This window comes from Terriglobia bacterium (genome assembly GCA_036496425.1).
GTDB lineage: Bacteria > Acidobacteriota > Terriglobia > 20CM-2-55-15 > 20CM-2-55-15 > 20CM-2-55-15.
In genome coordinates, this window is the sequence record DASXLG010000214.1 from 1 (window position 1) to 22,519 (window position 22,519).

At 58.2% G+C, this 22,519-nt stretch carries 20 protein-coding genes; 7 read left to right on the forward strand and 13 right to left on the reverse strand.

Going from position 1 to position 22,519, the window contains the following annotated elements; genetic code table 11:
- Positions 1–72: 72 nt before the first annotated feature.
- From VGK48_15340 to VGK48_15355, 4 genes are all read right to left on the reverse strand, one after another.
- Positions 73–924, reverse strand: a complete 852-nt coding sequence (locus VGK48_15340; GenBank protein ID HEY2382549.1) for a hypothetical protein — start codon at positions 922–924, stop codon at positions 73–75.
- A 150-nt stretch (positions 925–1,074) separates the two neighbouring features.
- The gene (locus VGK48_15345) at positions 1,075–1,566 is read right to left on the reverse strand and encodes an RDD family protein (GenBank protein ID HEY2382550.1); all 492 of its coding nucleotides are present in this window, start codon (positions 1,564–1,566) and stop codon (positions 1,075–1,077) included.
- A gap of 15 nt (positions 1,567–1,581) precedes the next feature.
- Positions 1,582–2,331: a methyltransferase domain-containing protein gene (locus tag VGK48_15350; protein HEY2382551.1), complete on the reverse strand. Its 750-nt coding sequence runs from the start codon at positions 2,329–2,331 to the stop codon at positions 1,582–1,584.
- 151 nt (positions 2,332–2,482) lie between these two features.
- A complete protein-coding gene (locus VGK48_15355; GenBank protein ID HEY2382552.1) occupies positions 2,483–2,797 on the reverse strand; it encodes an RNA-binding protein in 315 nt (104 codons plus the stop codon).
- Positions 2,798–2,904: 107 nt separating this feature from the next.
- Between VGK48_15355 and VGK48_15360 the strand changes: the two genes are divergently transcribed.
- Entirely contained in the window at positions 2,905–3,162 is a 258-nt protein-coding gene (locus VGK48_15360; protein HEY2382553.1) for a hypothetical protein, read from the forward strand.
- Between the two features lies 1 nt (position 3,163).
- Here the strand turns inward: VGK48_15360 and VGK48_15365 are convergent, their stop codons facing one another.
- Genes VGK48_15365 through VGK48_15395 form a run of 7 tightly spaced genes read right to left on the reverse strand, consistent with a single transcriptional unit; the run spans position 3,164 to position 9,548 of the window.
- The gene (locus VGK48_15365; GenBank protein HEY2382554.1) at positions 3,164–5,011 is read right to left on the reverse strand and encodes a PDZ domain-containing protein; all 1,848 of its coding nucleotides are present in this window, start codon (positions 5,009–5,011) and stop codon (positions 3,164–3,166) included.
- Positions 5,011–5,430 carry an alternative ribosome rescue aminoacyl-tRNA hydrolase ArfB gene (arfB, locus tag VGK48_15370; protein ID HEY2382555.1) on the reverse strand — a complete coding sequence of 140 codons (420 nt, stop codon included), beginning with the start codon at positions 5,428–5,430 and terminating at the stop codon, positions 5,011–5,013. The genes VGK48_15365 and arfB overlap by 1 nt, the downstream gene beginning before the upstream one ends.
- A complete protein-coding gene (locus VGK48_15375) occupies positions 5,427–6,791 on the reverse strand; it encodes a M20/M25/M40 family metallo-hydrolase (GenBank protein HEY2382556.1) in 1,365 nt (454 codons plus the stop codon). The genes arfB and VGK48_15375 overlap by 4 nt, the downstream gene beginning before the upstream one ends.
- A gap of 2 nt (positions 6,792–6,793) precedes the next feature.
- On the reverse strand, positions 6,794–7,240 hold the full coding sequence (locus tag VGK48_15380) for a TPM domain-containing protein (protein HEY2382557.1): 447 nt from the start codon (positions 7,238–7,240) through the stop codon (positions 6,794–6,796).
- Positions 7,240–8,028 (reverse strand): TPM domain-containing protein, encoded by a 789-nt coding sequence (locus tag VGK48_15385; GenBank protein HEY2382558.1) that lies wholly within the window; start codon positions 8,026–8,028, stop codon positions 7,240–7,242. Before VGK48_15385 ends, VGK48_15380 begins: the two co-directional genes overlap by 1 nt.
- Positions 8,028–8,645 (reverse strand): LemA family protein, encoded by a 618-nt coding sequence (locus VGK48_15390; GenBank protein HEY2382559.1) that lies wholly within the window; start codon positions 8,643–8,645, stop codon positions 8,028–8,030. Before VGK48_15390 ends, VGK48_15385 begins: the two co-directional genes overlap by 1 nt.
- Positions 8,646–8,663: 18 nt before the next feature.
- Positions 8,664–9,548 (reverse strand): ABC transporter substrate-binding protein, encoded by an 885-nt coding sequence (locus tag VGK48_15395; protein ID HEY2382560.1) that lies wholly within the window; start codon positions 9,546–9,548, stop codon positions 8,664–8,666.
- A 143-nt stretch (positions 9,549–9,691) separates the two neighbouring features.
- Here VGK48_15395 and VGK48_15400 point away from each other — a divergent pair, with 143 nt between their 5' ends.
- Positions 9,692–12,058 carry an AMP-binding protein gene (locus VGK48_15400; protein ID HEY2382561.1) on the forward strand — a complete coding sequence of 789 codons (2,367 nt, stop codon included), beginning with the start codon at positions 9,692–9,694 and terminating at the stop codon, positions 12,056–12,058.
- A 76-nt stretch (positions 12,059–12,134) separates the two neighbouring features.
- Here VGK48_15400 and VGK48_15405 read toward each other — a convergent pair whose 3' ends face one another.
- The gene (locus tag VGK48_15405; GenBank protein HEY2382562.1) at positions 12,135–12,620 is read right to left on the reverse strand and encodes a cysteine hydrolase; all 486 of its coding nucleotides are present in this window, start codon (positions 12,618–12,620) and stop codon (positions 12,135–12,137) included.
- Between the two features lie 157 nt (positions 12,621–12,777).
- On the opposite strand from VGK48_15405, the gene fdh reads away from it, so the two are divergent.
- Genes fdh through nrfD form a run of 3 tightly spaced genes read left to right on the forward strand, consistent with a single transcriptional unit; the run spans position 12,778 to position 17,716 of the window.
- Positions 12,778–16,014 carry a formate dehydrogenase gene (fdh, locus tag VGK48_15410; GenBank protein ID HEY2382563.1) on the forward strand — a complete coding sequence of 1,079 codons (3,237 nt, stop codon included), beginning with the start codon at positions 12,778–12,780 and terminating at the stop codon, positions 16,012–16,014.
- 5 nt (positions 16,015–16,019) lie between these two features.
- Positions 16,020–16,808, forward strand: coding sequence for a 4Fe-4S dicluster domain-containing protein (locus VGK48_15415; GenBank protein HEY2382564.1), 789 nt, complete (start codon positions 16,020–16,022; stop codon positions 16,806–16,808).
- A complete protein-coding gene (gene nrfD / locus VGK48_15420) occupies positions 16,805–17,716 on the forward strand; it encodes an NrfD/PsrC family molybdoenzyme membrane anchor subunit (protein ID HEY2382565.1) in 912 nt (303 codons plus the stop codon). The genes VGK48_15415 and nrfD overlap by 4 nt, the downstream gene beginning before the upstream one ends.
- Before the next feature lie 27 nt (positions 17,717–17,743).
- Here the strand turns inward: nrfD and VGK48_15425 are convergent, their stop codons facing one another.
- Complete coding sequence (locus VGK48_15425; GenBank protein ID HEY2382566.1) at positions 17,744–18,994, reverse strand: FAD-dependent oxidoreductase; 1,251 nt, start codon at positions 18,992–18,994, stop codon at positions 17,744–17,746.
- Between the two features lie 184 nt (positions 18,995–19,178).
- Between VGK48_15425 and VGK48_15430 the strand changes: the two genes are divergently transcribed.
- Complete coding sequence (locus tag VGK48_15430; protein ID HEY2382567.1) at positions 19,179–20,747, forward strand: ATP-binding protein; 1,569 nt, start codon at positions 19,179–19,181, stop codon at positions 20,745–20,747.
- Between the two features lie 362 nt (positions 20,748–21,109).
- Positions 21,110–22,501: a sigma-54 dependent transcriptional regulator gene (locus tag VGK48_15435; GenBank protein ID HEY2382568.1), complete on the forward strand. Its 1,392-nt coding sequence runs from the start codon at positions 21,110–21,112 to the stop codon at positions 22,499–22,501.
- Positions 22,502–22,519: the final 18 nt, after the last annotated feature.

The window sequence follows — 22,519 nt, forward strand, 5'->3', positions numbered from 1 at the left end:
AAGAAGCACAAAAGGCACAAGAAAGACGTTCTTTCTTGTGCCTTTTGTGCTTCTTATGTTCCTGCTCCGGACTTACTGAAGACGGGTCCGAGCCGGGGTCTCAGCCGAGAGGATTTTGTCCTTCGGAGTGCTCAGGTAGCCCCGGATCCGGTCCTTATCGACGTAGTTGACGACGAACTCGTAGCGGAGCCGGTCTGAACCGACAAGGAAAGTGACGGGTTCGTTGGCCGTGCGATCCTTCTTCAGGATGCTGTTGTCGTCGGCATTGATGACGACATCGAACTTCTGCTTCTTGGGATCGGTCTTCTTGAGCTGTACAAGAACATCGCCCACTTTCGCCGCATTTTTCGTCTTGCTGATATCGAACTCGATGTAGTTGCGTTCGCCGATGCGGCGCAGCGCGACAAGCTCTGTCGAGTTATGCGCGATCAGAGTTCCAAGCTCTTCCTGGCTCCTCGCAAGGTCGGAGCGGGTGGTATCCAGATCGGTACGAACGCCCTGAACCTCGCCGGAAACGCCGGAGATCCTGGTCGCCGCGTCCTGTTGAACTTCGGTCAGCTTGTTGGTGGTTTCATCACGTACTTCGCTGATGGCCTTTGCATTGGCATCCGCCTTCGATGCCAGCTCACGCCGCAGCCGCTGCGCTGTCTGAGCACTCTCCTGTTGAAGTTGCTGGGCGAGTTTATGAGACTTGTCGAGTTCCTGAGTCGTGATGCCCATGCGCTGAGTCACGACATCGAGGTCCGACGTGAGTTGCGCCACTTTCGCGTTGTCTTCATTGTGCACGGACTGCAGTTCGTGCTCGACGGAGCTCATGCGCTCGTCGATCGTTCCGCGCATCGACATCATGCCGTATCCCTGTAGTCCCAGGAGTGCCAGGCAGCCTCCGGCGATAAGTGTTGTTTTCGATTTAAGCCATTCCATGATGACTACCTCCGGGGCGAATGAGGCAAAGCGGTTGCCAACCGGGTTCAGGTCGAAATGAGCTTATTCTGCAGTCACTTACGCAGCAGACTGCAAGCCGGGTAGCGATCGCGGCGGCACAAATGCATGGAAGATTTCCGTTCGGCGCGCCTACTTCTGCACAACGAGAGTTTCGGCGATCATGTCGTGGAGCGCCTGTTTTCTGGCAGTGAATGCGGCCATGATAAACCCGATGAAGAGGATGAAAGCCGAGAGGTACTTTGCGAAATGCCTGCCCGTCGCACGAGCGAACGATATACGTTTGCCGTCAAGCCCGGTAACGACGATCGACATCGCGCGTTTGCCGATAGTCGCCTGCCATTCGGAACTCAACATGAATGCTTCGTAGAGCCAGGGAGCAACGAAAATCACCACCGCTCCGCCCCCGAACGTGAGTGCGCCCACGATCCCGCTGCCGACCAGAATGACGATGATGTCGATCAACCAGGCAACGAAACGCGTTCCGAAACCCGCATATGGGCCGCTCGTAACGACGGAGGCTGCGGCCAGGCCAGACGGCGTCGTTCCCTGAAGGGAGACGCCACAGATCTGGCAGAATTTCGCATTGTCGTCATTCGATTTACCGCAATTGGGGCAGAACATTGGCGCCGGATTGTATCACGCAAGCGGCGGAAGCCAGAGCGAGCGGCCGGTAAGTTCGCGGTGATTGAGGCCGGCAGCCCGGTCCATCAGAGCCAGGGGTTCCGGCAGTTGAATTTTAAAGCGCCATTCATCCGCCCGGCCTCCGGCCTTCCTCCAGTCTACGGCCCAATCGTCCCACCAGGATGCGACACGCCGCGCGATCGGTTCGACGATCAGGATCGGCGCACCGGAACGGGCTGTCCGGATAAATTCCGCCCGGAACCTGTCCCGCGACGGAGCATTGAGTTCATTCATGGTAAGTGCCGCCACCACGGCAGTCGCGGCAGGGATTCGCAACGTGCTGAGATCGGCGTTCCTGGTTGTTCCCGGTATCCGCAGTTGTTGGTAGGTCCATTTGCATTCCTGAAGAGCCCAGGAGTTGCGATCGATCCCGATGACTTTCGGAGGCGGATCGGATTGCGTTGCCCATGCGGCGCCGGCGACACCAGTACCGCAGCCCAAGTCAAGAATGGAAGTGGCCTTTGGAAGGGGCACGTCGAGAGCGCGAACGATTTCCCGAATGAGCAGGAAATGGAGGGGGGCGAAATACATGGCAAACGCCGCGCGCTTGCCTGCACCGCTGAAAGGAGAGCGGGCGTCGATGCGGTCCCGCCGCTCGACATATAAAGATGACAGCGCCTGGACTGCGCGCCGCACCTCGGAAAACTTCAGATGCGCCAGGTGCCGCCGCTCCAGCGCCTCCAACCACTCGACAAATTCCGTCACAAAACCGGGGACAGGTCGGAGTATTGGAGATTCGAAATTAAAAGTTCGAAATTAGAGATCTGCGGTACTCGAATTTCCAATTTCCAACTTCGAATTTCGAATCTCCAATACTCCGACCTGTCCCCGGTTTTGTCTCGTTGTGTATCGCTTTTTACCAGCGGCGGCCGCCGGCGCCGCCTCCGCGATGCCCGCCGCCACCACCACCGCCTTCGCGTGGCGCCATCGGCCGGGCTTCCGCGACCGTCATATTGCGTCCGCCGTATTCGGCGCCATTGAATTTCTGAATGGCGTCCGCGGCTTCCTGGTCGCTCGACATTTCAACAAAGCCGAAGCCTTTGCTGCGCCCTGTATCCCGATCCGTGATGATCTTGGCGGACTGAACACTTCCAGCCTGAGCGAAGATTTCCTGAAGAGATTCGTCCGTCGTGTTGAACGGTAGATTACCGACGTAAAGTTTCTTACCCATGGACCTCCTTAGAGACGCGGAGGACATGAGCACCATGCTCGAGGACACTACCGCGACTTGGATCTCCAAACTTATATCATCGTCGGCGGCGTTATACAATTCGCTTTATGTCACGTTTTCAAGCCGGCGATCTGGTTCGGGTCTCCAAAACTGACGTGCTGCGGCCGGGTGACGCCGGGATCGTCCGGAAGGTCCTGGATAACCCAACGGGAGACGAATCGCTTCAAGAATATATCGTCGAATTCGGCGAGCGGGTCGTCGACGAATACCCTAAAAAGGGATACCGGCTTCGTGTGCATAGTGAGGCCCGGGTGCACTGTTATCTGAGCATCTATCTTGAAGATGCAAACCAGCCTGTCGACTGACCTATCGTGCTTCCAGCCAGGCTGTTCTCAGCCTCTTCGCATCCGCCGAGGCACCGGGTATTTCATCGATCCGGTAGTCGTAGAGTTCCGGAGGCCCGAGTTGCAGCGTCAAGTCCACGTTTCTTCGAAAGCGGCGGACTCTTACTGGAACGCGATCACCCTGTTTATAGCGGTTCAAGGCCGTAAACCAGGTGTCACGGGCAACCGGCGTCCCGCCGATACTCAATAGCAGATCGCCTTGCTGCAGTCCGGCCCGTTCCGCCGCCGAGTCCGTCTGGATGCTGCCCAGGCGGACGGCCTGTCGATCGTCGCGATCGATGGCGATTCCGGCGGTATACGGCTCCTTTTCGGGCGATTTGACCAGCCGCAATCCCACTCCGCCGAACGCTTCGTCGTATGGCAAAGGCTCAACTCCCCGCACATATTTCGCAAACCACTCGCTAACATCCCGGCCGGCCACTTCGGAAGTGACACGTGCGAAATCATCGATCGTATAGCCGCGGCCTTTGAGGTAATAGGACGCATTCGGGCTCTTGACATAAAACTCATCGTACGCGCGCCGCATCACATCGTCGAGCGAGCGCTGGCCTTTCGTCCAGTTCCGGATGAGCAAATCCAGGTTCAACGCGATCAGTTCGCCTTTGAGATAGTAGCTGAGCGATGTATTCGACAGATTCGTGCGCTGCCGATGCAGCGCACCGTCAATGAATGGCGCAGCCATGGATGAAGCTTCCGCGCTCATGAGTTTATCTGCGGGCGAGTTTTCGATGATTCCAATGGTTTCCGAAAGATCGCGGAGGAAGTTGGGCGAATCTTCGAAACCGGCGCGATGAAACATCTCGACGCCGTAGTATTGAGTGAACCCTTCCGCAATCCACAGACTGTGGGTTGATGCAGCCTTCGTCCAATCCCAGGGTCCAAGTTCGACAGGACGCAAACGTTTGACATTCCACGCATGGAAGAACTCATGCGCCACGGTAGTCAGGGCATCTTCATAGGTCGCAGGCTCGGACAACAGGCCCGGCTGAATGATCTGGGTCGACGTCAAATGTTCCATTCCGTCGCTGGAACGGTCGTCGCCGGCAAAGTGAATCATGAACGTGTAGTTGTCGAATTCGGGAGTGCCCCACATGCCGACCTCGGAGCGCACGATCTTTTCGACATCGCGGACAAAGGAGGCGCGGCGGCCGCCCTCATCGCCTCGGGAATGAATCACGACGTGATAGGTCTTTCCTTCTATCTTGAAATCGTCTTCGCTCCAGTCCGGTCCGATTTCGGTGGGGTTGTCGATCAGGATCTCGTAGTCCGGATATTTCCAGTCGTGCTGGTCCGTCCGCTCCGTCCGGCCGTTGACGACGCGCCAATTCGCCGGCGGCTGAATGTGAAGCTCGACCGGGTCGGGCTTATGGCCGGCGACATACATGAATAGTTCTCCGCCGGTGTAGTTCGCGTGCCCCACGTCCAGTTGCGCGTATGTGCCGGAAAGATCGTCGCCAAACACTTTGTAAGCCACCGTGATCGTCCGGTTTCCCTGTTTCTGGACGCGCCAGGTCTGGTCATCTGTTTTCGCCCACAGCAACGTCCTGTTCTGAGAGCGGGCGGTAAATTCCTGAACATTTGCAGCGAAGTCCGCGATCGAATAGCGGCCCGGCTGCCATAAAGGCATCTGAAAATCGATGTAAGGCGAGCCGTCATTGACGGGCGTCGTCACATCGATGGTGACTTCGAATAAATGTGACGCCGGATGCGGCATCGCAAGGTGGTACGCGATTCCGTACGGCGGCTGTGTTTGTAGCGGAGCCAGCGGCGCCAGCAGCGTCAGGCCGAGAGCCAGCAGGAAGCGAATCATCAGTCCCATCCTTTGGTGGAACGGGTTTGTTTTTTCGCGCTGCGGTGTTTCTTTTCCTCAAGACGTTGCTCCTTGGCGCCCTTCGGCTGGCGCGTCTTGATCCTGGCCTTCCGTGGCGTCAATGCCTGGCGGAGCAACTCGGAGAATCGTTCGATCGCATCCGTGCGATTCATTTCCTGGCTTCGGGTCCGCTGAGAGACGACCTGAAGAACGCCGTCGTTATTGATACGCGACGCAAGCCTGCCGGCGATCCGGCTTTTCTGCTCATCGGAAAGGGCAGCCGAGTGCGAAACCGGAAAACTGAGCGTGATCTTGGTGCTGACCTTGTTTACATTCTGGCCGCCCGGCCCACCGCTCCTCGACGCCGTGCAGGTGACTTCGTCTTCCGGAATAGAGATCCCGTCCATGATGTGAATCATGACGATACCGCTTTCACAAGCCGATATAAAAACTCTCTACCTTCGTAGAACTGTTTGACGCCCATCCGTTCGTCGCGGCCATGAGCCCGGGTGTCGTCCAAGTCTTCGAAGAAACCGGAAACGCCATAGGTTGGAATGCCGGCATTTCGCAGATACAAACCGTCCGTCGCCCCGGTCGACATGACAGGAATCAAGGGAACGCCGGGCCACATTTGTGTGGTGGTCCGTTCAATCGCGCCCAGAATCTCGGGGTTCAGCGTAGACGGCTCGCTGGCGATTGCCTCATCGATCGGGGACACAGAAATTTTAGGATCGGCAAGCACCCGGTCCAGTGTAGATTTGACTTCCATCGGCGATTCTCCGGGCAGAATGCGGCAATTCACGGTTGCCCTCGCGTTCTGAGGCAAGGCGTTGTCGGCGTTGCCCGCTTCGAGACGCGTCGCCACGCAAGTGGTATGAAGCAGTGCATTGTGCTGCGGAGATTTCGACAACCGGGCCACGGCTCCTCGATCCGGCGGATTCTTTGCAACCGCGCGCATATCCGCAGCCACCTGTCCGGTATACAACGAAGCCATCCGTTGATAATAGGCGATCGTGACACCGTTCACATGAGCGGGAAATTCGAATCTGGCCAGCCGCGTCAGGCCTTCCGCAAGATGGTAAATCGCATTGTCTTTCACGGGCCGGGAGCTGTGTCCGCCGGCGTTTCGGACTTCGAGGCGAAAACTCTGGTACACCTTTTCACTGAGCTGAACGGTGTTCAGCAGATACCGTCCGTCTTTGATTTCGCTCTCGCCGCCTTCGTTGAACGCGAATTCCGCATCGATCAGGTCTTTGTGATTCCCAAGCAGCCACTGAACGCCATTGGCGTTTCCGCTCTCTTCGTCGGCGGTAAGGGCGACGATCAAATCGCGATCCGGAACATAGTGCTCCTGACGGAGACGGATAAACGCGGCGATCCACGCCGCGGCCATTGCTTTGTCGTCCGTGGTGCCGCGGCCCCAGAAGTAGCCGTCCTTCTCGATAAATTTGAATGGATCGACCGACCAATCTTCCCTCGCCGCCTCAACCACATCGAGGTGCGCCAGCAACAGGAGAGGCTTGCGCCGGCCTGTACCGCGGTAGCGCGCGACCAGATTCCCCTTGCGCGCATCCGGGCCGAGCACCTGGATATCGACTGCCGGAAAACCGGCGTTTCTCAGACGAACCGCTATCGCCTGGGCGGCGGTGGTGGTGTTACCGACGGAGCCGGTGGTATTGATCTCGATCAGTTCTTTATAGATGTCGCGCGCCAACTGATTGTTCAAGGCGTCTTCCGCAGGAATAAGCAACATCAGAGCGAGCAGGAGCCGCGCCATCATGGTTATGGTTTGCCTCCAAAATCGACATTGTCGGGCAATTCATCCTCATCGGTGGCGGCATCGTAGGGAAAGTGGGATGAGAGCTGTTCACCGACTTCTTCGATCCCGCGCACGAGGCCTCCGGTGAAATCTCCAGTACGAAACCTCTCTGTCACGACAGCGACGACCCGATGCCAGAAGTCCTGCCCGACGCGTTCATGAATACCTGTATCGCCCAGCACAACGAACTTTCGACGCGACGGCACGACAAAGAAGAGCACTCCATTACGATGTTTTGTCCTGGCGACGCCCATTCTTACGAACGCCTTATCCGCCGCTCGTCGAATGCTGCCCCAGAAGAACGGTGCGACCGAAACGCAGATCTCTCCGGAGGTGCGGTGTTCCGCCGCCTGAATCGCTGTCTTGATCTTCTCGCGATCGATAACCTGCAGCAGCTTCTTGCGCGTCATTACCATGATCCGCTGGCACCTCCTCCGCCCGACCGGCCGCCTCCGCCGCCGAATCCGCTATTGCCCCCGCCGCCATAATCCCCTCCGCCGCCTCTCCCGCCAGAGAGAATGCTGAACAGGAGATACATCGCCAGACTCGGGTGAGTCACGAAGACGATCAGAATGAGTAAGCCGATAATTCCGTACAGAATCAGCTGCCCCAGAGTGAGTGGCCGCTCCTGCCTGCCGCGTGCCTGCTGCTGTGGGGGAGGAGGAAGGCTGCCTCCGCCGATCACCATCATGACCGCATCCATTCCCGAAGTGACGGCGCCATTCGGATCACCGGCGCGGATTCTTGGAGTGATCACATCGTTGATCACGCGCCCCGCAATCGCGTCCGGAACGATCGGCTCCAGACCGTAGCCAACCTCAAATCGAAGCTTGTGGTCGGCCGCCATGATGAACAGGACCAATCCGTCGTCGATTGCTTTCCGGCCCACCTTCCATTGCTGAAAGGCGCGCGCGGCCCAGTCGTCGATCGGAGCGTCGCCTGTGGTCTGCCCGATGTAGACGATCAGTTGGTGGCCCGTCGAATGTTCGTAGTTTTCAAGTTGCGAGTTGAGCGAGGAGGCGGCAGCGGGCGACATGAAATTCGCCGTATCCGTAACCCAGCGCGTCGGCGCAGGCGGAATCGGCGTTTCGGCGGCAAATACATTCAGCGAACAGAACAGAAAAAAAAGAAAAATGGGGACGCCGCCCGGCTTCAGCGCGCGAAACCGGAAGACGGCCCCGTTTTTCCAAAGGCTCACTAAAACTTGACCTCGGGCGCCTTCTCTGCCCCGGTCTGGGCCTTAAAGTACGGCTTCTCCTGAAATTTGGAACCGAAGAAGCCGGCAATCACGACCGTCGGAAATGTGTCGCGTTTGGTATTGAAGGCCTGAGCGGACTCGTTGAAGCGCATGCGTTCGACCGAAATCCGGTTCTCCGTTCCTTCAAGTTCGACTTGAAGATCCCTGAAGTTCTGGGTTGCTTTTAATTCGGGATAGCGCTCGGAAACAACCATTAACCTCGACAGCGCGGAGGACAGTCCGTCCTGAGCCTGTTGAAAGCGCGCAAACGCCTGCGGATCGCGCGCAATATTTTCCACCGCTCCGGACGTCACCTGTCCGACCTTTGCTCGAGCCTCGGTGACCGCCGTCAAAGTGGACTGCTCGAAATTCGCCGCGCCTTTCACGGTATTGACCAGGTTCGGGATCAGATCGGATCTCCGTTGGTAAACGTTTTCGACCTGCGCCCACTGAGATTGAACTCCCTGGTCCAACTGAACGAGCGTGTTATACGTGCCCACGATGGTGGCGCCGAAAATCAAGACGACGAGAACGATGACGCCGATGATGCCGAGAGCGATTTTGGCTCCTGTGCTCATGTCCACTAACCTCCCAGGCTAATATTGAACGACAACATCCTGATACGCATAGCGTTCTTTGAATGTTTCCGCGAAGATAAAGACATCCATGGCAACCTCGTATTGCTCGCGGGTGATATTGGGATCCGATCTCCACGTCCCGAGCTGCTGGTAACGCGAGATTGCTTCGGTCATCGCCTCGATCGAAGTTCCCGGAAAGAACGGCGCTTCGATATCCGCAATCTCACGCGCGGGCGATTGAATCACAAACCGGAGCCCGCGAAGGTAGGCGCGCTTGAAGGCGCCGGCTTCAGGCGTTTTGAGAAATTCCCGCGCCGCCATCAGGCTGCTGAACGCAACAGGCGGAACGGCGTCCCCGATCGCTGCGACAACCGTGCCGACGCCATCGAGTTCGAGTTGCTGCGGACCCGGCCCCTGCTGGTGAAGGAAATCTCCCTGCCCCTCCCGAAACGCTTTCTCCGTCGCATCGGGTGCGCCGGCATTGACGAAATGCACGCGCTTCAGATCCACGCCCTTCCGGTGCAGGCCATACTTCAACATCGCCAGAGGCTGCTGCGCGTGATCCGCGAGCAGGTTCGCGCCTTCCAGTTGCTTCCAGTCGAATGGCGCGGCCGGCGCCCGCGCGGTCAAAAAGAAGCCGTCACGCTGGTTGATTTGAGCGAAGTGCACCGGGATGTCGCGAATGCCTTTCGAGAGCGGATCCCAGCTGGTCGACACCGCCGCCTGCATGATATCGATCTCGCCGGCGCGAAACATGTCGTACAGATTGCGCTGAGGAGGCTTCTGGAAATATGCGGCCGACAGACCTTCGTCTTCGAGAAATCCGCCTGCGATCGTTGTAATCAGCGGGCTGTAAAAAACAGAGTGGCGATAAACCATGATACGCAGTTGTGCGCTGGACATCTGCGTATCTTACCAGCGAGCGGTGTGCGGTATTTTGTTGAAGTTACTAACCGCCTCGTCTTGGAAAGGCGGGGAATGTCCATCTGGCAACTTTTTGTGCAAAACCCGCCGGACAATAGACGATACGTATATATAAAAGGATAGTGGATAAGAACAACCATCCGATGCAAACACTTGTCGAGCTTCTGCCATCGATCGAGCGGCTCGGCGGCCGGGAAGCCGTCCGATGGTCCAACGGATACCGGACCTGGACCGCAACATATCGCGATCTCTACGGCAGGATCGGCGCTTGTGTTGAATATTTCGACCGGCAGGGCCTGCGCAAAGGCGATCGCGTCATGATCTGGGCGGAAAACCGCGTCGAGTGGATGGCGGCATTCTGGGCCTGCGTCGCGCGAGGCATCGAAGCCGTTCCGGTCGATTACCGGTTTTCGAAAGAGCTCGCCGGCCGTATCCGGATCGGATCGCGTGCAAAGCTCGTGATCGACGATACTTCGCTGGACGCCATTGCGGCATTGCCACCGGTGAACCGCTTCACACCGAGCACAGTGATCGCGGACGATGTGGTCGAGATCGTTTACACCTCCGGCACGACCGGCGAGCCGAAGGGCGTCGTCCACCGGCATCGCAACATCTGTTCGAACCTGAGGCCGTTTCAGCAAGAGATCGCGAAGTATCGAAGATGGGCGGCGCCCTTCCAACCGGTCCGGATCCTCGACCTCCTGCCCTTGAGCCATATGTTCGGGCAATCGCAGGGTCTCTACATTCCGTTATTTCTGGAGGGATCGGTCGCATTCACAACGGAAATTCACCCGAGCAAGGTTATCCGGTTTATCCACGATAATCGAATTTCGGTCGCCGTGTGTGTTCCGAAGATTCTCGAAAATCTCAAAAACGAAGTGCAGCGGCGCGGCATTACCGCCGATCGCGTGTCCGGCCTGCTCCGGACGATGTGGCGGCACCGGAAAACCCACCGCACGTTCGGATGGAAGTTCTGGGCATTCGTAGTCGGTGGCGCGCGCGTCGATCCGGAACTCGAAGAATTCTGGAAGGCGCTCGGTTATGCGGTTATCCAGGGCTATGGCTTGACGGAAGCGAGTCCGGTCGTATCGGTGAATCATCCATTCGACACGCGCACCGGATCGTTGGGAAAAGTCGTTCCGGGACAGGACGTCGTCATTGCGCCCGACGGCGAAATCCTGGTTCGCGGGGAAAGCGTCACGACAGACGAAGAGTGGCTTCATACCGGCGATCTGGGTGAACTCGACTCCGAGGGGCGTCTTTACTATCGCGGCCGCAAGAAGGATCTGATCGTGACGCCGGAGGGTTTGAACATTTACCCCGAGGACGTAGAAAAGGTTCTCAACAGCCTTCCGGAAATCCGCGAAAGCGCGGTCGTCGGAGGCGACCACGTTCATGCCGTACTGATATTGAATACGCCGGGCACCGACGTCGATGCCCTCATCCGCCGGGCCAACGAACGGCTCGAGGCACACCAGCGCATTCGATCGTGGTCGCTCTGGCCCGGCGACGACTTCCCTCGCACGCCGTCCACGCTTAAGATCAAGCGGCAGGAAGTGGCGCGGCAGATGACTGCAGGCGCGGTCGATGACCGCGCACGAACCAGACAACCGGGCAGCCCTTCGCCGGTAACCGATCTGAGCGCCATGTCGTCGCTCGAGCGTGTGGAACTGCTCTCCGAGCTGGAAAACAAATACCAGATGGAGTTCGACGAAGATTCGTTTGCCAGACTCAAATCCAACCAGGATCTCGAAGCCTGGCTCCGCGTTCCGGAGAGGACCGCAGCTCCGGCCGAGCCGGAGACGCCTTTGTCCGAGTGGGCCCGCTCATTTCCCGTCCGTTCATTCCGCAGTGTCTTCCAGCATCTGATCGCGCTCCCCTTGTATCGCCACTACCTGCCGCTGACGGTTTCGGGCCTGGAAAACCTGAGAGATGTCCATTCGCCCGTCATCTTTGCCGCAAACCATACCAGCCATCTCGACGTTCCGACCATCTATGCCGCGCTACCGCACCGCTGGCATCCGCTTCTCGCTCCCGCGATGATGAAAGATCACTTCCGCGCGTACTTCGAACCCGCAGGACACCCGCTGACGGAGACAGCAGCGGTGGCCGCTGCGTATTTTCTGGCCTGTTCGATTTACAACGCCTATCCTCTGCCTCAACACATGTCCGGAACGCGGCGCGCGCTGGAATATACGGCGGATCTGCTGGATCGCGGTCACTGTCCGATCGTCTTCCCTGAAGGGCTGCGGACAACGGACGGCAAAATGCACCCGTTTCGTCCCGGCATCGGCATGATGGCGGTCCGTCTCCGCGTGCCCGTGGTGCCCATCCGCATTCGCGGCCTTTACGAAATCTATTCGGTGCACGACTCCTGGCCGCGCCGTGGACCGGTAGAGGTTTCGATCGGAACGCCACTGCGGTTCCACCCGGACACGAGTTATGCGGAGGCGGCCGACGAAATCGAACGCGTGGTGCGAAATCTCTGATGGCGATGAGTAAATTGTAAGAATTGTATAGTCCTGAGTTCCTTGCGCATTGCCGGACAAGCCGGCGGCCCTTCCATCAGGTTTCGCGGAGCATTCGTTTGAGATGAAGCCTTGGGGAGGGTGTGGATATGGCGTCGAAGCTCTTCGTCATCAGCTTCAGCGCCATGCCGTGCAGGTCCTTTTTGCGCGCGGCGACGCAATCGGCGGGAACGAAGAGATCGAAATCCCGAATGTGGATTTCGCAAGCTGTGCTCAGAATGCAAGCGTCCGTAGTCAATCCCGTCAGGATAATGGTGCGCGTCTTCAAATACGACAACAGGGCTTCCAGAGGGGTCGCATAGAAGGCCGAATGTTTGGGCTTCAGGACGACATAATCGTCGGAAGATGGCACCAGATTTTCCACGAGTGGTCGGCCGGGAGCATCCGGGGACAAACAATGCCTGATAATGCTCCGATAATCCGACCTCCACATGCTCTTATTGTCGTTGAACAGGGCCGCGGAGCAGACGTCCGGCACATTGCCGTGCAGATCTTCGTTATGAGCAGCGGGTTTTGTGTTCATTCAAACAAACAGGCCGCACGGCGCAAAAGCGGCTGACGCGTGGAACCGTGCACGCGGGCTGCCGAGACGCTCCCTACGCGGCATATCGTTTCCGCAATCCCCGCTTTGAGGGACGCTAAATTGCAACCTCTTTATAGGAGTTTGTAGGAGGTGCGGCATGTGGCCTGTTTTCAAACAATTTTTGAAGGGTGACTTCACATGCCTGGGCGAGACCGCATTTTCAGACCGCAGCAAAAACCTGCAGCCGAGAACCAAAACCGCGGACAAGGTGGTTCATTCCGTTTGTCCTTACTGTGCTGTCGGATGCGGGCAACTTGTTTACGTCAAGGACAAAGCCATTACCAATATCGAAGGCGATCCGGACTCGCCCATTTCCCGTGGCCGGCTATGCCCGAAAGGCGCGGCCACTTATCAACTGGTGACAGGGTCGCATCGGGTGCAGAACGTGCTGTACCGAAAACCGTATGCCACCGAATGGGAAGCAATTCCCCTGGAACAGGCGATGGGCATGGTGGCCGAGCGCGTCAAGCAGACGCGGGATTCGACATGGGAAGCCAAATCGAAAGAGGGTCATCCGCTGCGCCGGACGATGAACATCGCGCATCTCGGCGGCGCGACACTCGATAACGAAGAGAATTACCTGATCAAAAAGCTGTTCACCGCGCTCGGCATCGTTCAGGTCGAAAATCAGGCAAGGATTTGACATTCGTCTACGGTGCCCGGTCTGGGCACCTCCTTCGGGCGCGGCGGCGCGACGACGTTTCAGCAGGACCTGCAGAACGCCGACTGCATCGTGATTCAGGGCTCGAACATGGCGGAGTGTCACCCCGTCGGCTTCCAGTGGGTGATGGAGGCCAAACATCGCGGCGCGACAATCATTCACGTCGATCCGAGGTTCACGCGTACGAGCGCGATGGCGGACATCCATGTGCCGATCCGGCCGGGCACCGACATCGCATTTCTCGGCGGCATCGTGAATTACATCGTCGAAAACAGGCGGTACTTCGAAGAGTATGTTGTCCGATACACCAACGCACCCTGCATCATCTCGCGCGACTTCAAGGACACGGACGAACTGGACGGCTTATTCAGTGGATGGGATGAAGAGAAGGGCCGGTACGACAGCGCCTCCTGGCACTACGAGGGCGCCGACGTCGAGGCCGCGGCGGGCGAGCGCGAGATGTTTTCGGGCGAAAGCGAATCGCGGCAGGCGGGCGGCGACGCCACGGAAGCCGAGGTCGATAACACGCTCCAGGATCCGAATTGTGTGTTTCAGATCGTGCGGCGGCATTTCGCCCGCTACACGCCGGAGATGGTCGAATCGATATGCGGGCTCGATAAACGCCTGTTCCTTAAAGTGGCGGAAGAGCTCTGCCGCAACTCGGGCCGCGAGCGGACTTCGGCGTTCTGCTATGCCGTGGGATGGACGCAACACTCCACAGGTGTGCAATACATCCGGACGGCCGCAATCATTCAGCTGCTCCTGGGCAATATCGGCAGGCCGGGCGGCGGCATCCTTGCGCTGCGCGGTCATGCGTCGATTCAGGGATCGACGGATATCCCGACGCTATACAACCTGCTGCCGGGTTATCTCGCGATGCCGAAGGCGAGTCACGATCTCGATCTCAAGAAGTACATCGAAGGCAATCGATCACCAAGCGGCTGGTGGAGCGAATTCCCGAAGTATTTCGTTTCGCTGATGAAGGCGTATTTCGGCGAGGCGGCGAAAGCAGAGAATGACTGGTGCTTCGATTATCTGCCGCATATCAGCGGCGATCATTCGCACATGTGGACGGTGGCGCGGATGGCCGATGGCGGCGTGAACGGCTACTTCATCATGGGCGAGAATCCGGTTGTCGGCTCGATGCACGGCGCGCTTCACCGTAAAGGTTTGCGCAATCTCGACTGGCTTGTGGTGCGCGATTTCGCCGTTACAGAGACGGCAGACTTCTGGTGCGACGCGCCGGAGATCCACCGTGGCGAGGTGCGTCCCGAAGACATCAAGACCGAGGTGTTTTTCTTTCCCTGCGCAGCCCACACCGAGAAGGAAGGGACCTTTACGAATACGCAGCGCTTGCTTCAGTGGCATGACAAAGCGGTTGAGCCTGCGGCAGACTGCCGCAGCGAGCTGCACTTCATCTTTCATCTGGGCCTTCGGCTGAAGAAGCTGTATGCGAACTCGAGCGATCCAAAGGACCGTCCGATCCGCGATCTGTTGTGGCTCTATCCCAAATTACCGCCGCACGACGAGCCGGATGCGAAAGCGATTCTTAAGGAGATCAACGGCTACAAGGTTTCGAACGACGAACCGGTTCCGGCGTATAAGGAACTCAAAGACGACGGATCGACGGCGTGCGGCTGCTGGATCTATTGCGGCGTCTTCAAAGACGACATGAATCAGGCGGCGCGCCGGAAGCCGGGCAGCGAGCAGAATTGGGTCGCGCCGGAATGGGGCTGGGCCTGGCCGGCGAATCGACGGTTGATCTACAACCGTGCGTCGGCAGACCCGGACGGCCGGCCGTGGTCGGAGCGCAAGCGATATGTCTGGTGGGACGAAGTCCAACAGAAATGGACCGGCATGGATACGCCCGATTTCATCGCCGACAGGCCTCCGGATTACAGACCGCCGGAAGGGGCGTCAGGGCTGGCGACGATCGCGGGCGACAAGCCGTTCATCATGCAGGCGGACTCGCGCGGCTGGATTTTTGCGCCGAGCGGCTTGACGGACGGGCCGCTCCCGGCACACTACGAGCCCCAGGAATCGGTGATTAAAAATCCGCTCTACGCGCAGGATGCCAATCCTTCGCGGATGGAATGGCTGCGCGAGGACAATCCGTATCATCGCGCGTGGGACGATCCGCGTTTCCCCTACATCATTACGACCTATCGCCTGACCGAGCATCACACTGCGGGAGGCATGTCGCGCTGGCTGCCGTGGCTTTCGGAGCTGCAACCGGAGTTTTTCTGCGAGGTTTCGCCGGAGCTGGCGGCGGAGAAGGAGTTGAAGAACGGCGATTGGGCGACGATCACGACAGCGCGGGCGGAGGTCGAGGCCCGTGTGCTGGTTACCCGGCGGATCTGTCCGCTTCGTATCCAGGGGAAGCTGTATCACCAGATCGGCCTTCCCTACCACTGGGGATCGAAGGGAATCGTTCAGGGCGACTCCGCCAATGAGTTGATCGGGTTTGTCGCCGATCCCAACGTGTCGATTCAGGAATCGAAGGCGCTGACGGGCAACATTGAGCCGGGACGCCGGAGCCGCGAGCGCCGCGTCGTCACAAGCGGGCCGCTGGTTGCGGACGTACCAAACGGCAATCATCGCGACACGCCGGCCGTAGAAAAGCGCAAGGTTTTCAATCATGGAATTCGGGCTTCGAAGGTCATCAAGGAGTAGCACAGATGGGCAGTAAAGGCTTTTTCACGGATACGACCATTTGTATCGGCTGCAAGGCGTGTGAGGTGGCATGCAAACAGTGGAATCAGCTGCCGGATGACGGCTTCGAGTTCAAAGCGATGTCGTACGATAACACCGGTGCGCTGGGCGCTTCGACGTGGCGGCATGTGGCCTTTATCGAGAAACCCGCCGCTTTACCCGTACAGGATGGGTTCGCCGACTTTTCGTGGCTGATGATGTCCGACGTCTGTAAGCACTGCCAGCGGGCGGGGTGTCTCGAAGCGTGTCCGACGGGAGCGATTGTGCGGACGGAGTTCGATACGGTCTTTGTGCAGCCGGATGTCTGCAACGGCTGCGGTTACTGTGTAACGGCCTGTCCGTTCGGTGTGATCGACCGGCGCGAGGATGACGGACTGGCCTGGAAATGTACGATGTGTTACGACCGGCTGAAGGAAGATATGACGCCCGCTTGCGCGAAGGCCTGCCCGACGGAATCGATTGTGTTTGGGGATCTCGACGAGCTTCGCACCAGAGCCCGGCGGCGTGTCACGGAGCTGCATGGAAAAGGATTGACGGAGGCGTATCTCTATGGCGCCGATCCGGAAAGCCAGCCCGGCACGGAAGGCTTGAATGCATTCTTCCTGCTGCTCGACAGGCCGGAGGCATATAACCTGCCGCCCGATCCGGTTGTACCGACAAAAAAAGCCGCGGAGAGCTGGGCGTCGCTGGCGCTTGCCGGCGCGGCGATGATCGTGGCGACCGCGGCGTGCGTTTTGGCGGGGGTCCGGCAATGAGTGATGCTGTAGTCACCTACTACGACGAACCGCTGCTGAAGAAGCCGGTGTGGCTGTGGTCGATTCCCACCTATTTCTATTTGGGAGCCGCCGCTGGAGCGTCTCTGGCATTGGGCGCTGCCGCCCAGGTGATGCGCGCGGGTTCTCCGGAACTGGTGCGGCGGTGCCGCTGGATCGGTCTGGCCGGCGTCAGCGCGGGAACCGTGCTGCTGATTTACGATCTCGGCCGGCCTTCGCGTTTCCTCAACATGCTGCGGGTGTTCCGGCCGACATCGCCGATGAATGTCGGGTCGTGGCTGCTGTCGGCGACCGGATCGCTGGCGGGACTTTCGGTGGTTGCAGGTGGAGCGATAGGCCAAGCGGCCGCTGTCGGAGCCGGAGTGCTCGGCGTCCCGCTTTCCGGATACACGGGGGTGCTGCTGGCAAACACGGCCATGCCGGTGTGGCAGGACGGTCGGCGGAGTTTGCCGGCACTGTTTGTCGCATCGGGAATGGCGAGCGCGGGAGCCCTTTTCCATTTAATGGATCTTCCGGCTCGGGACGAGGCGATTGCGCATCGATTTGCGCTTGCCGGGCAGGCCGCGGAGCTGGCGGCGATGGTCGCCCTCGAGCGGGAAACGTCGAAGGTGCAGCGGGTCGCAGAGCCATTGAGAACGGGCGCGCCGGGCCTTTTATGGAAAGTGGCGAAGGTGCTCGGCGCCGCCAGCCTGGCGTTGTCGTTGTTCGCCCGGAAGTCGCCGAAGGCGAAGACCGCGGCCGGCCTCTGCGGCACTGCGGCAGCACTCAGCCTCCGGTTCTCGCTGCTCCAGGCGGGAAGACATTCGGCACTGGATCCCCGCGCGGCGATCGAACAGCAACGCGTGCGGGAACTTCCCACCGACGGCGGAAAAGCGCGGCTCGTGGCTTGATGACCGGACAGGTACTGCAGCGCGCCCCTACAGCAGGCGGTTCAGGTTCGCCGACTGCGGAGCAAGCCGCTGCGCCACCTTCATCGCCGACAAAATGGCGCTCTCATGGCTGTCGATGTCGTGAGTATATACGCCGGCAAACCACAGATTGCCCCGCCCCTGCATCCGCGCGAGGCGGCGCTGAGCTTCGAAATATTCCGGTGTGACTTTAGGGTGGTCGTAAGTTTCCAAGGCATAGAGGGGCTCGGGCAACTGAGCCTCATAGTTGATCCAGCTCTTGAACAACGGCGTCCTACTTTTCCATTTCTTCCAGACGGTCAAGGCGCTGCGCCCCGCATCGTTGCGAATGTTGAAGACAGACCAATGTTTCTCGTTTGCGGGCATCAAACGCCGGTCCCCATGCACGGCGATCGTTCCCTTGAAGTATTTGAAATTTTCGAGTTCCCGCCGCACCGGTTCGGCGAACTCCATTTCCGAAACCAATCGAGCGGCTTCTGATGCATTCGTTGCGATAACGAGATGATCGAATTCATCGACACCGCCACCGGCGTCCTCCACTCTGAAACGTTGTGCAACGCTCAAGATCTGGCGGATGGGGGTCGCCATCTTGACCTTGACCGTCTTCAGAGTCCCGGCCAGGGCGTCTATGTATACCCGAGTCCCGCCCACGACCTCGGTGAAGTAGAACTTCGAAAACCTCCCGGCCTCGCAGCATGCGTAATATTTCAAACCGTTGTAGGCGGCGAAGGTTTTGAAGTCGTCCTCGCCGGCGCACCAGATCGCAAACAGAAGAGGATAGAAGAATTCGTCTTTAAAGCTGCGGCTCACCTTCAAACTCTCAGTGAACCGTTCGATCGTGATCGAGGTGTCCTGTGCTTCGATCATCGGCATCGCACGAAGGAGGGCATAGCGGAATTGCAATAGCTTCGGCAAAACCCGGGGCCTGAATACCGGCCAGCACACGCCGCCATCCCGGACAGCGGGCATCAGATAGGTCTGCCGCCGATCCTTGCTGTGCAACACGACTGTTCCGGGATACTCGTAAAGCGGTACGGCGAGAATGCTGAGCAAACGGTAAAACGTCGGCCACAGCGTTGGCGTGAAAAAATCGACGCCGGCATCGATCGGCACAGCCTTACCGTCGATGTCCACCTCGACTGTATGGGCATGGCCGCCAAGACGGTTCGCGCTCTCAAAGATTGTTACGCTGTGGTGTTCCTGCAGTAGCCAGGCGGTCGCCAGCCCGGCTCCTCCCGCTCCGATGATTCCTATTTTCATTGCATAGGAATAGCACTTGAGGTCAATAGCGGCATGCCCGACAGTGTAACCGCTTCCGTCGGGAAACGGAATTGTAGGATAACGGCGGACTGCCCTCCAACACCTGGTTGACCTATTCTGTAGGTATAGAACTTTCCAGTCTCTTACTTTCGCAGACGATTTCACGCTGAGCACGAGAAACCACATGAATAACACACAGGAACAGTGCGAATTTCTTTGCCGGGTGTTCCAGAACCTGGTTGATTTTGCAGTCTTTACCATGAACGAAGCAGGCCGGATTACAACCTGGAATGCCGGAGCCAGGAAGATATTCGGGTACGACGAGCAGGAGATTGTGGGACAACATCTGGCAACGATGTTCACCAACGCCGATAAGATGGCGCAGCAAGTGGAATGGGAAATGACGACTGCTCGAGAAACGGGCCGGGCAGACGACGAGCGGTGGCATGTCCGTAAGAATGGAGAGCAGTTTTGGGCCAGCGGAATCCTTAGTTCAGTGCGGGATAAGGAGGGGAAAATCTGCGGATACGCCAAAGTGATTCGAGATCTCACGGAGCGTAAACGGGCGGAAGAACAACGCGATCAATTGTTACAGGAGCTCCAGCAGGCGAATCAGGCCAAAGACCGCTTCCTCGCGACGATGTCTCACGAACTGCGCACGCCGCTTGCGGCAATTCTGGGATGGCTCAGCCTGATGCGTGAGAAACGGCTGCAGCCGGAGCAAATCGAACCAGCGATCGAGAGCAGCTACCGGAACGCCCGAATCCAGAAAAGCCTTATTGATGACCTGTTAGACATATCCCGTATTACCGTTGGACAACTCGCGCTTGAAACGCGGCCGGTCGATCTGCGTGAAATCGTGAGGCCCGCATTGGATTCCGTTCGTCTCATGGCAGCCCAGAAACATATCGAAGTGGACTCGGTCGTGGAAGAAACCATCCCAGCGGTAATAGGAGACGCACGCCGTCTTCAACAAATTACATGGAATCTCCTCGCCAACGCCATCAAGTTCACCCCGAAAGAGGGCCGAATCGAGCTTCACGTTCACCATCGGGATCGGAACGTTGAGATCCGTGTCAGCGACAACGGCCAGGGTATGAGCCCCGCTTTCATACCTTACGCCTTCGACACCTTCCGGCAAGAACAGGACAGTACGACGCGGCCGTATGGCGGTATGGGCCTCGGTCTCGCGATCGTGAAACAGCTCACCGAATTACATGGGGGAAAAGTCAGCGCATTCAGCGAGGGTGTTGGAAAAGGGTCTACTTTCACCGTCGTGCTGCCCGCGACCGAGAGCGCGGCGGCCGAGGATGCGGGAAAGGCCGAAGAGCCAAGCCTCCATGCCCTGGCGAACAAGCGCGTCCTCATACTGGAAAACGATCCCGACTGCAGGGAATTTTTGCTTTCAGCTGTGCAATCACATGGAGGCGCTGCGGAGTGCGCTGCCACGGCGCGCGAGGCTTTCGAAAAAATGCTGGGATTCAAGCCGGACATCATGCTCGTGGACATCGTTCTGCCCGAAGAAGACGGATATCAATTCCTGAAGCGATTGAGGGCCTTTCACGATCCGGCGATTCGCAGCATCCCGGCAATCGCTTTGACTGCACTGGCTACGGACGACTTCCGGAAACGTGCGCTGGCGGAAGGCTTTCAATCGTTCATAGCAAAACCCGTGCCCGCGGACGAAATCATATGCAACATTGCTGCCCTGCTTCGTCCCTCTGACTCTCGGGAGGACCGGCGAATTGCGTGAAGCAACAGAGGAATCACTATTGGAAACGGGCCTGGCGCCGGTCCAGAGTTTCCTTAAGCATGACCGGCCGGCAACTGCCGGAGGGCCCGAGGACATTATTCCGGGTAACCGTCCAAATAGTCGCGGTGGTGCTCTGTTGAACCATTGGGGACAACATAGCCGGCCGGGCGTTCAAAAGAACAAACCGCAATTTCAGCTCGAATTGTTCGCGTCGGACAATCGTCTACAAGTGCCTGCCCTCTTGAGCTTACAAATAAGGTGTCCATTAAGATCGGTCTATAGCAGGACGGAGCGATCGCACTTAGCTCCTCCGATTCCTTTCATCCAGAGGCGTGGCCCTAAAAATGCTTTCACCCAGAGCCATGAGCGTGAAATCTGTTTTACTGGTGGACGATGATGAAGCTTTTCGAACCTACGTCGCGTTGATGCTTCGTACCGAAGGGTATGACGTGGAGGCCATCGAGAGCGCGGAGCCATTGTTTGCCCGCCTGCAATCCGCAGAATCGCTTCCATCGGTCATTCTGCTGGATGTGCTTCTGCCGGACATGGACGGCATCCGGATCATGGAAAAGATCAAGGCGATGGGTCTGAACGTTCCGGTGGTCGTATTGTCCGGGGTCGGGCACGTCAGGACGGTAGTCGAAGCCATGAGACTCGGCGCATGCGACTTCATCATGAAGCCGGCCGAGGACAGCGAACTCCAGAGTGCAATCGAGACGGCGCTGGACGGCTTTGAAGAAAGACAGGCGCTGGAACCCACAGCGTCGCAAACTGACGCGACCGGTATGTTTGTAACGGCGAATCCCGAAATGCGCCGCCTCGCACAAATCGTCAGACGGGTTGCGCCGGCAGACGTTCCGATTCTCATCGCGGGTGAATCCGGTACCGGTAAAGAAGTCATGGCGCGATATGCTCATGGTCATTCCGGCCGCCAGAACCGGCAATTCCTGAAAGTAAACTGTGCGGCATTGCCGCATGAGCTGCTCGAATCGGAACTCTTTGGGTACGAGAGGGGCGCTTTCACCGGAGCGGTTTCGGACAAGCCGGGAAAATTCGAGCTTGCCGATGGCGGCACGTTGTTCCTGGATGAAATCGGAGAAATGAGCCCCCTCTTACAGGCAAAACTGCTGCATGTGTTGCAGGACGGCACATTTTCGAAGCTCGGCGGACGAAAGACGATTCGCGTCGATGTGAGGATCGTTGCCGCAACCAATATCAATATCGAAGAAGCAGTCGCAAACGGCAAGTTTCGAGAGGATCTCTACTTTAGACTGAATGTCATCCGGGTGGATCTGCCTCCCCTGCGTGAGCGTAAAGAAGACATCCCAGGGCTATGCAGCTATTTCATTGGGAAATATCGCGAGCAATACAATGCCCGGGCACATGAACTGCCTCCGGATCTCCTGCGCCGCTTTGTCGAATACCATTGGCCGGGTAATATCCGCGAGCTTGAGAACTACATCAAGCGATTCCTTGTTTTGCCCGATCATCAACTCTTACTCGCCGAACCGAACTCCGACCCGGCGCCGGCTGAAGACGCGCCCCACGACACTGCCGATGCGCCATTGTCCTTGCTCGGCGTCGGCGCGATTGCGGCCGAACGTGCGGAGCAGGAGCTGGTACGCCGGGTTCTCGAGCAAACGAATGGAAACCGTAAGCTGGCGGCTCGAAGGATGAATATCTGCTACAAGGCATTGCTCAATAAACTGAAGCGATGGTCCGGGCCACAGACCAGACCTGACGCGGCTGCTTAAACGAGAGTTCTGAGGGAA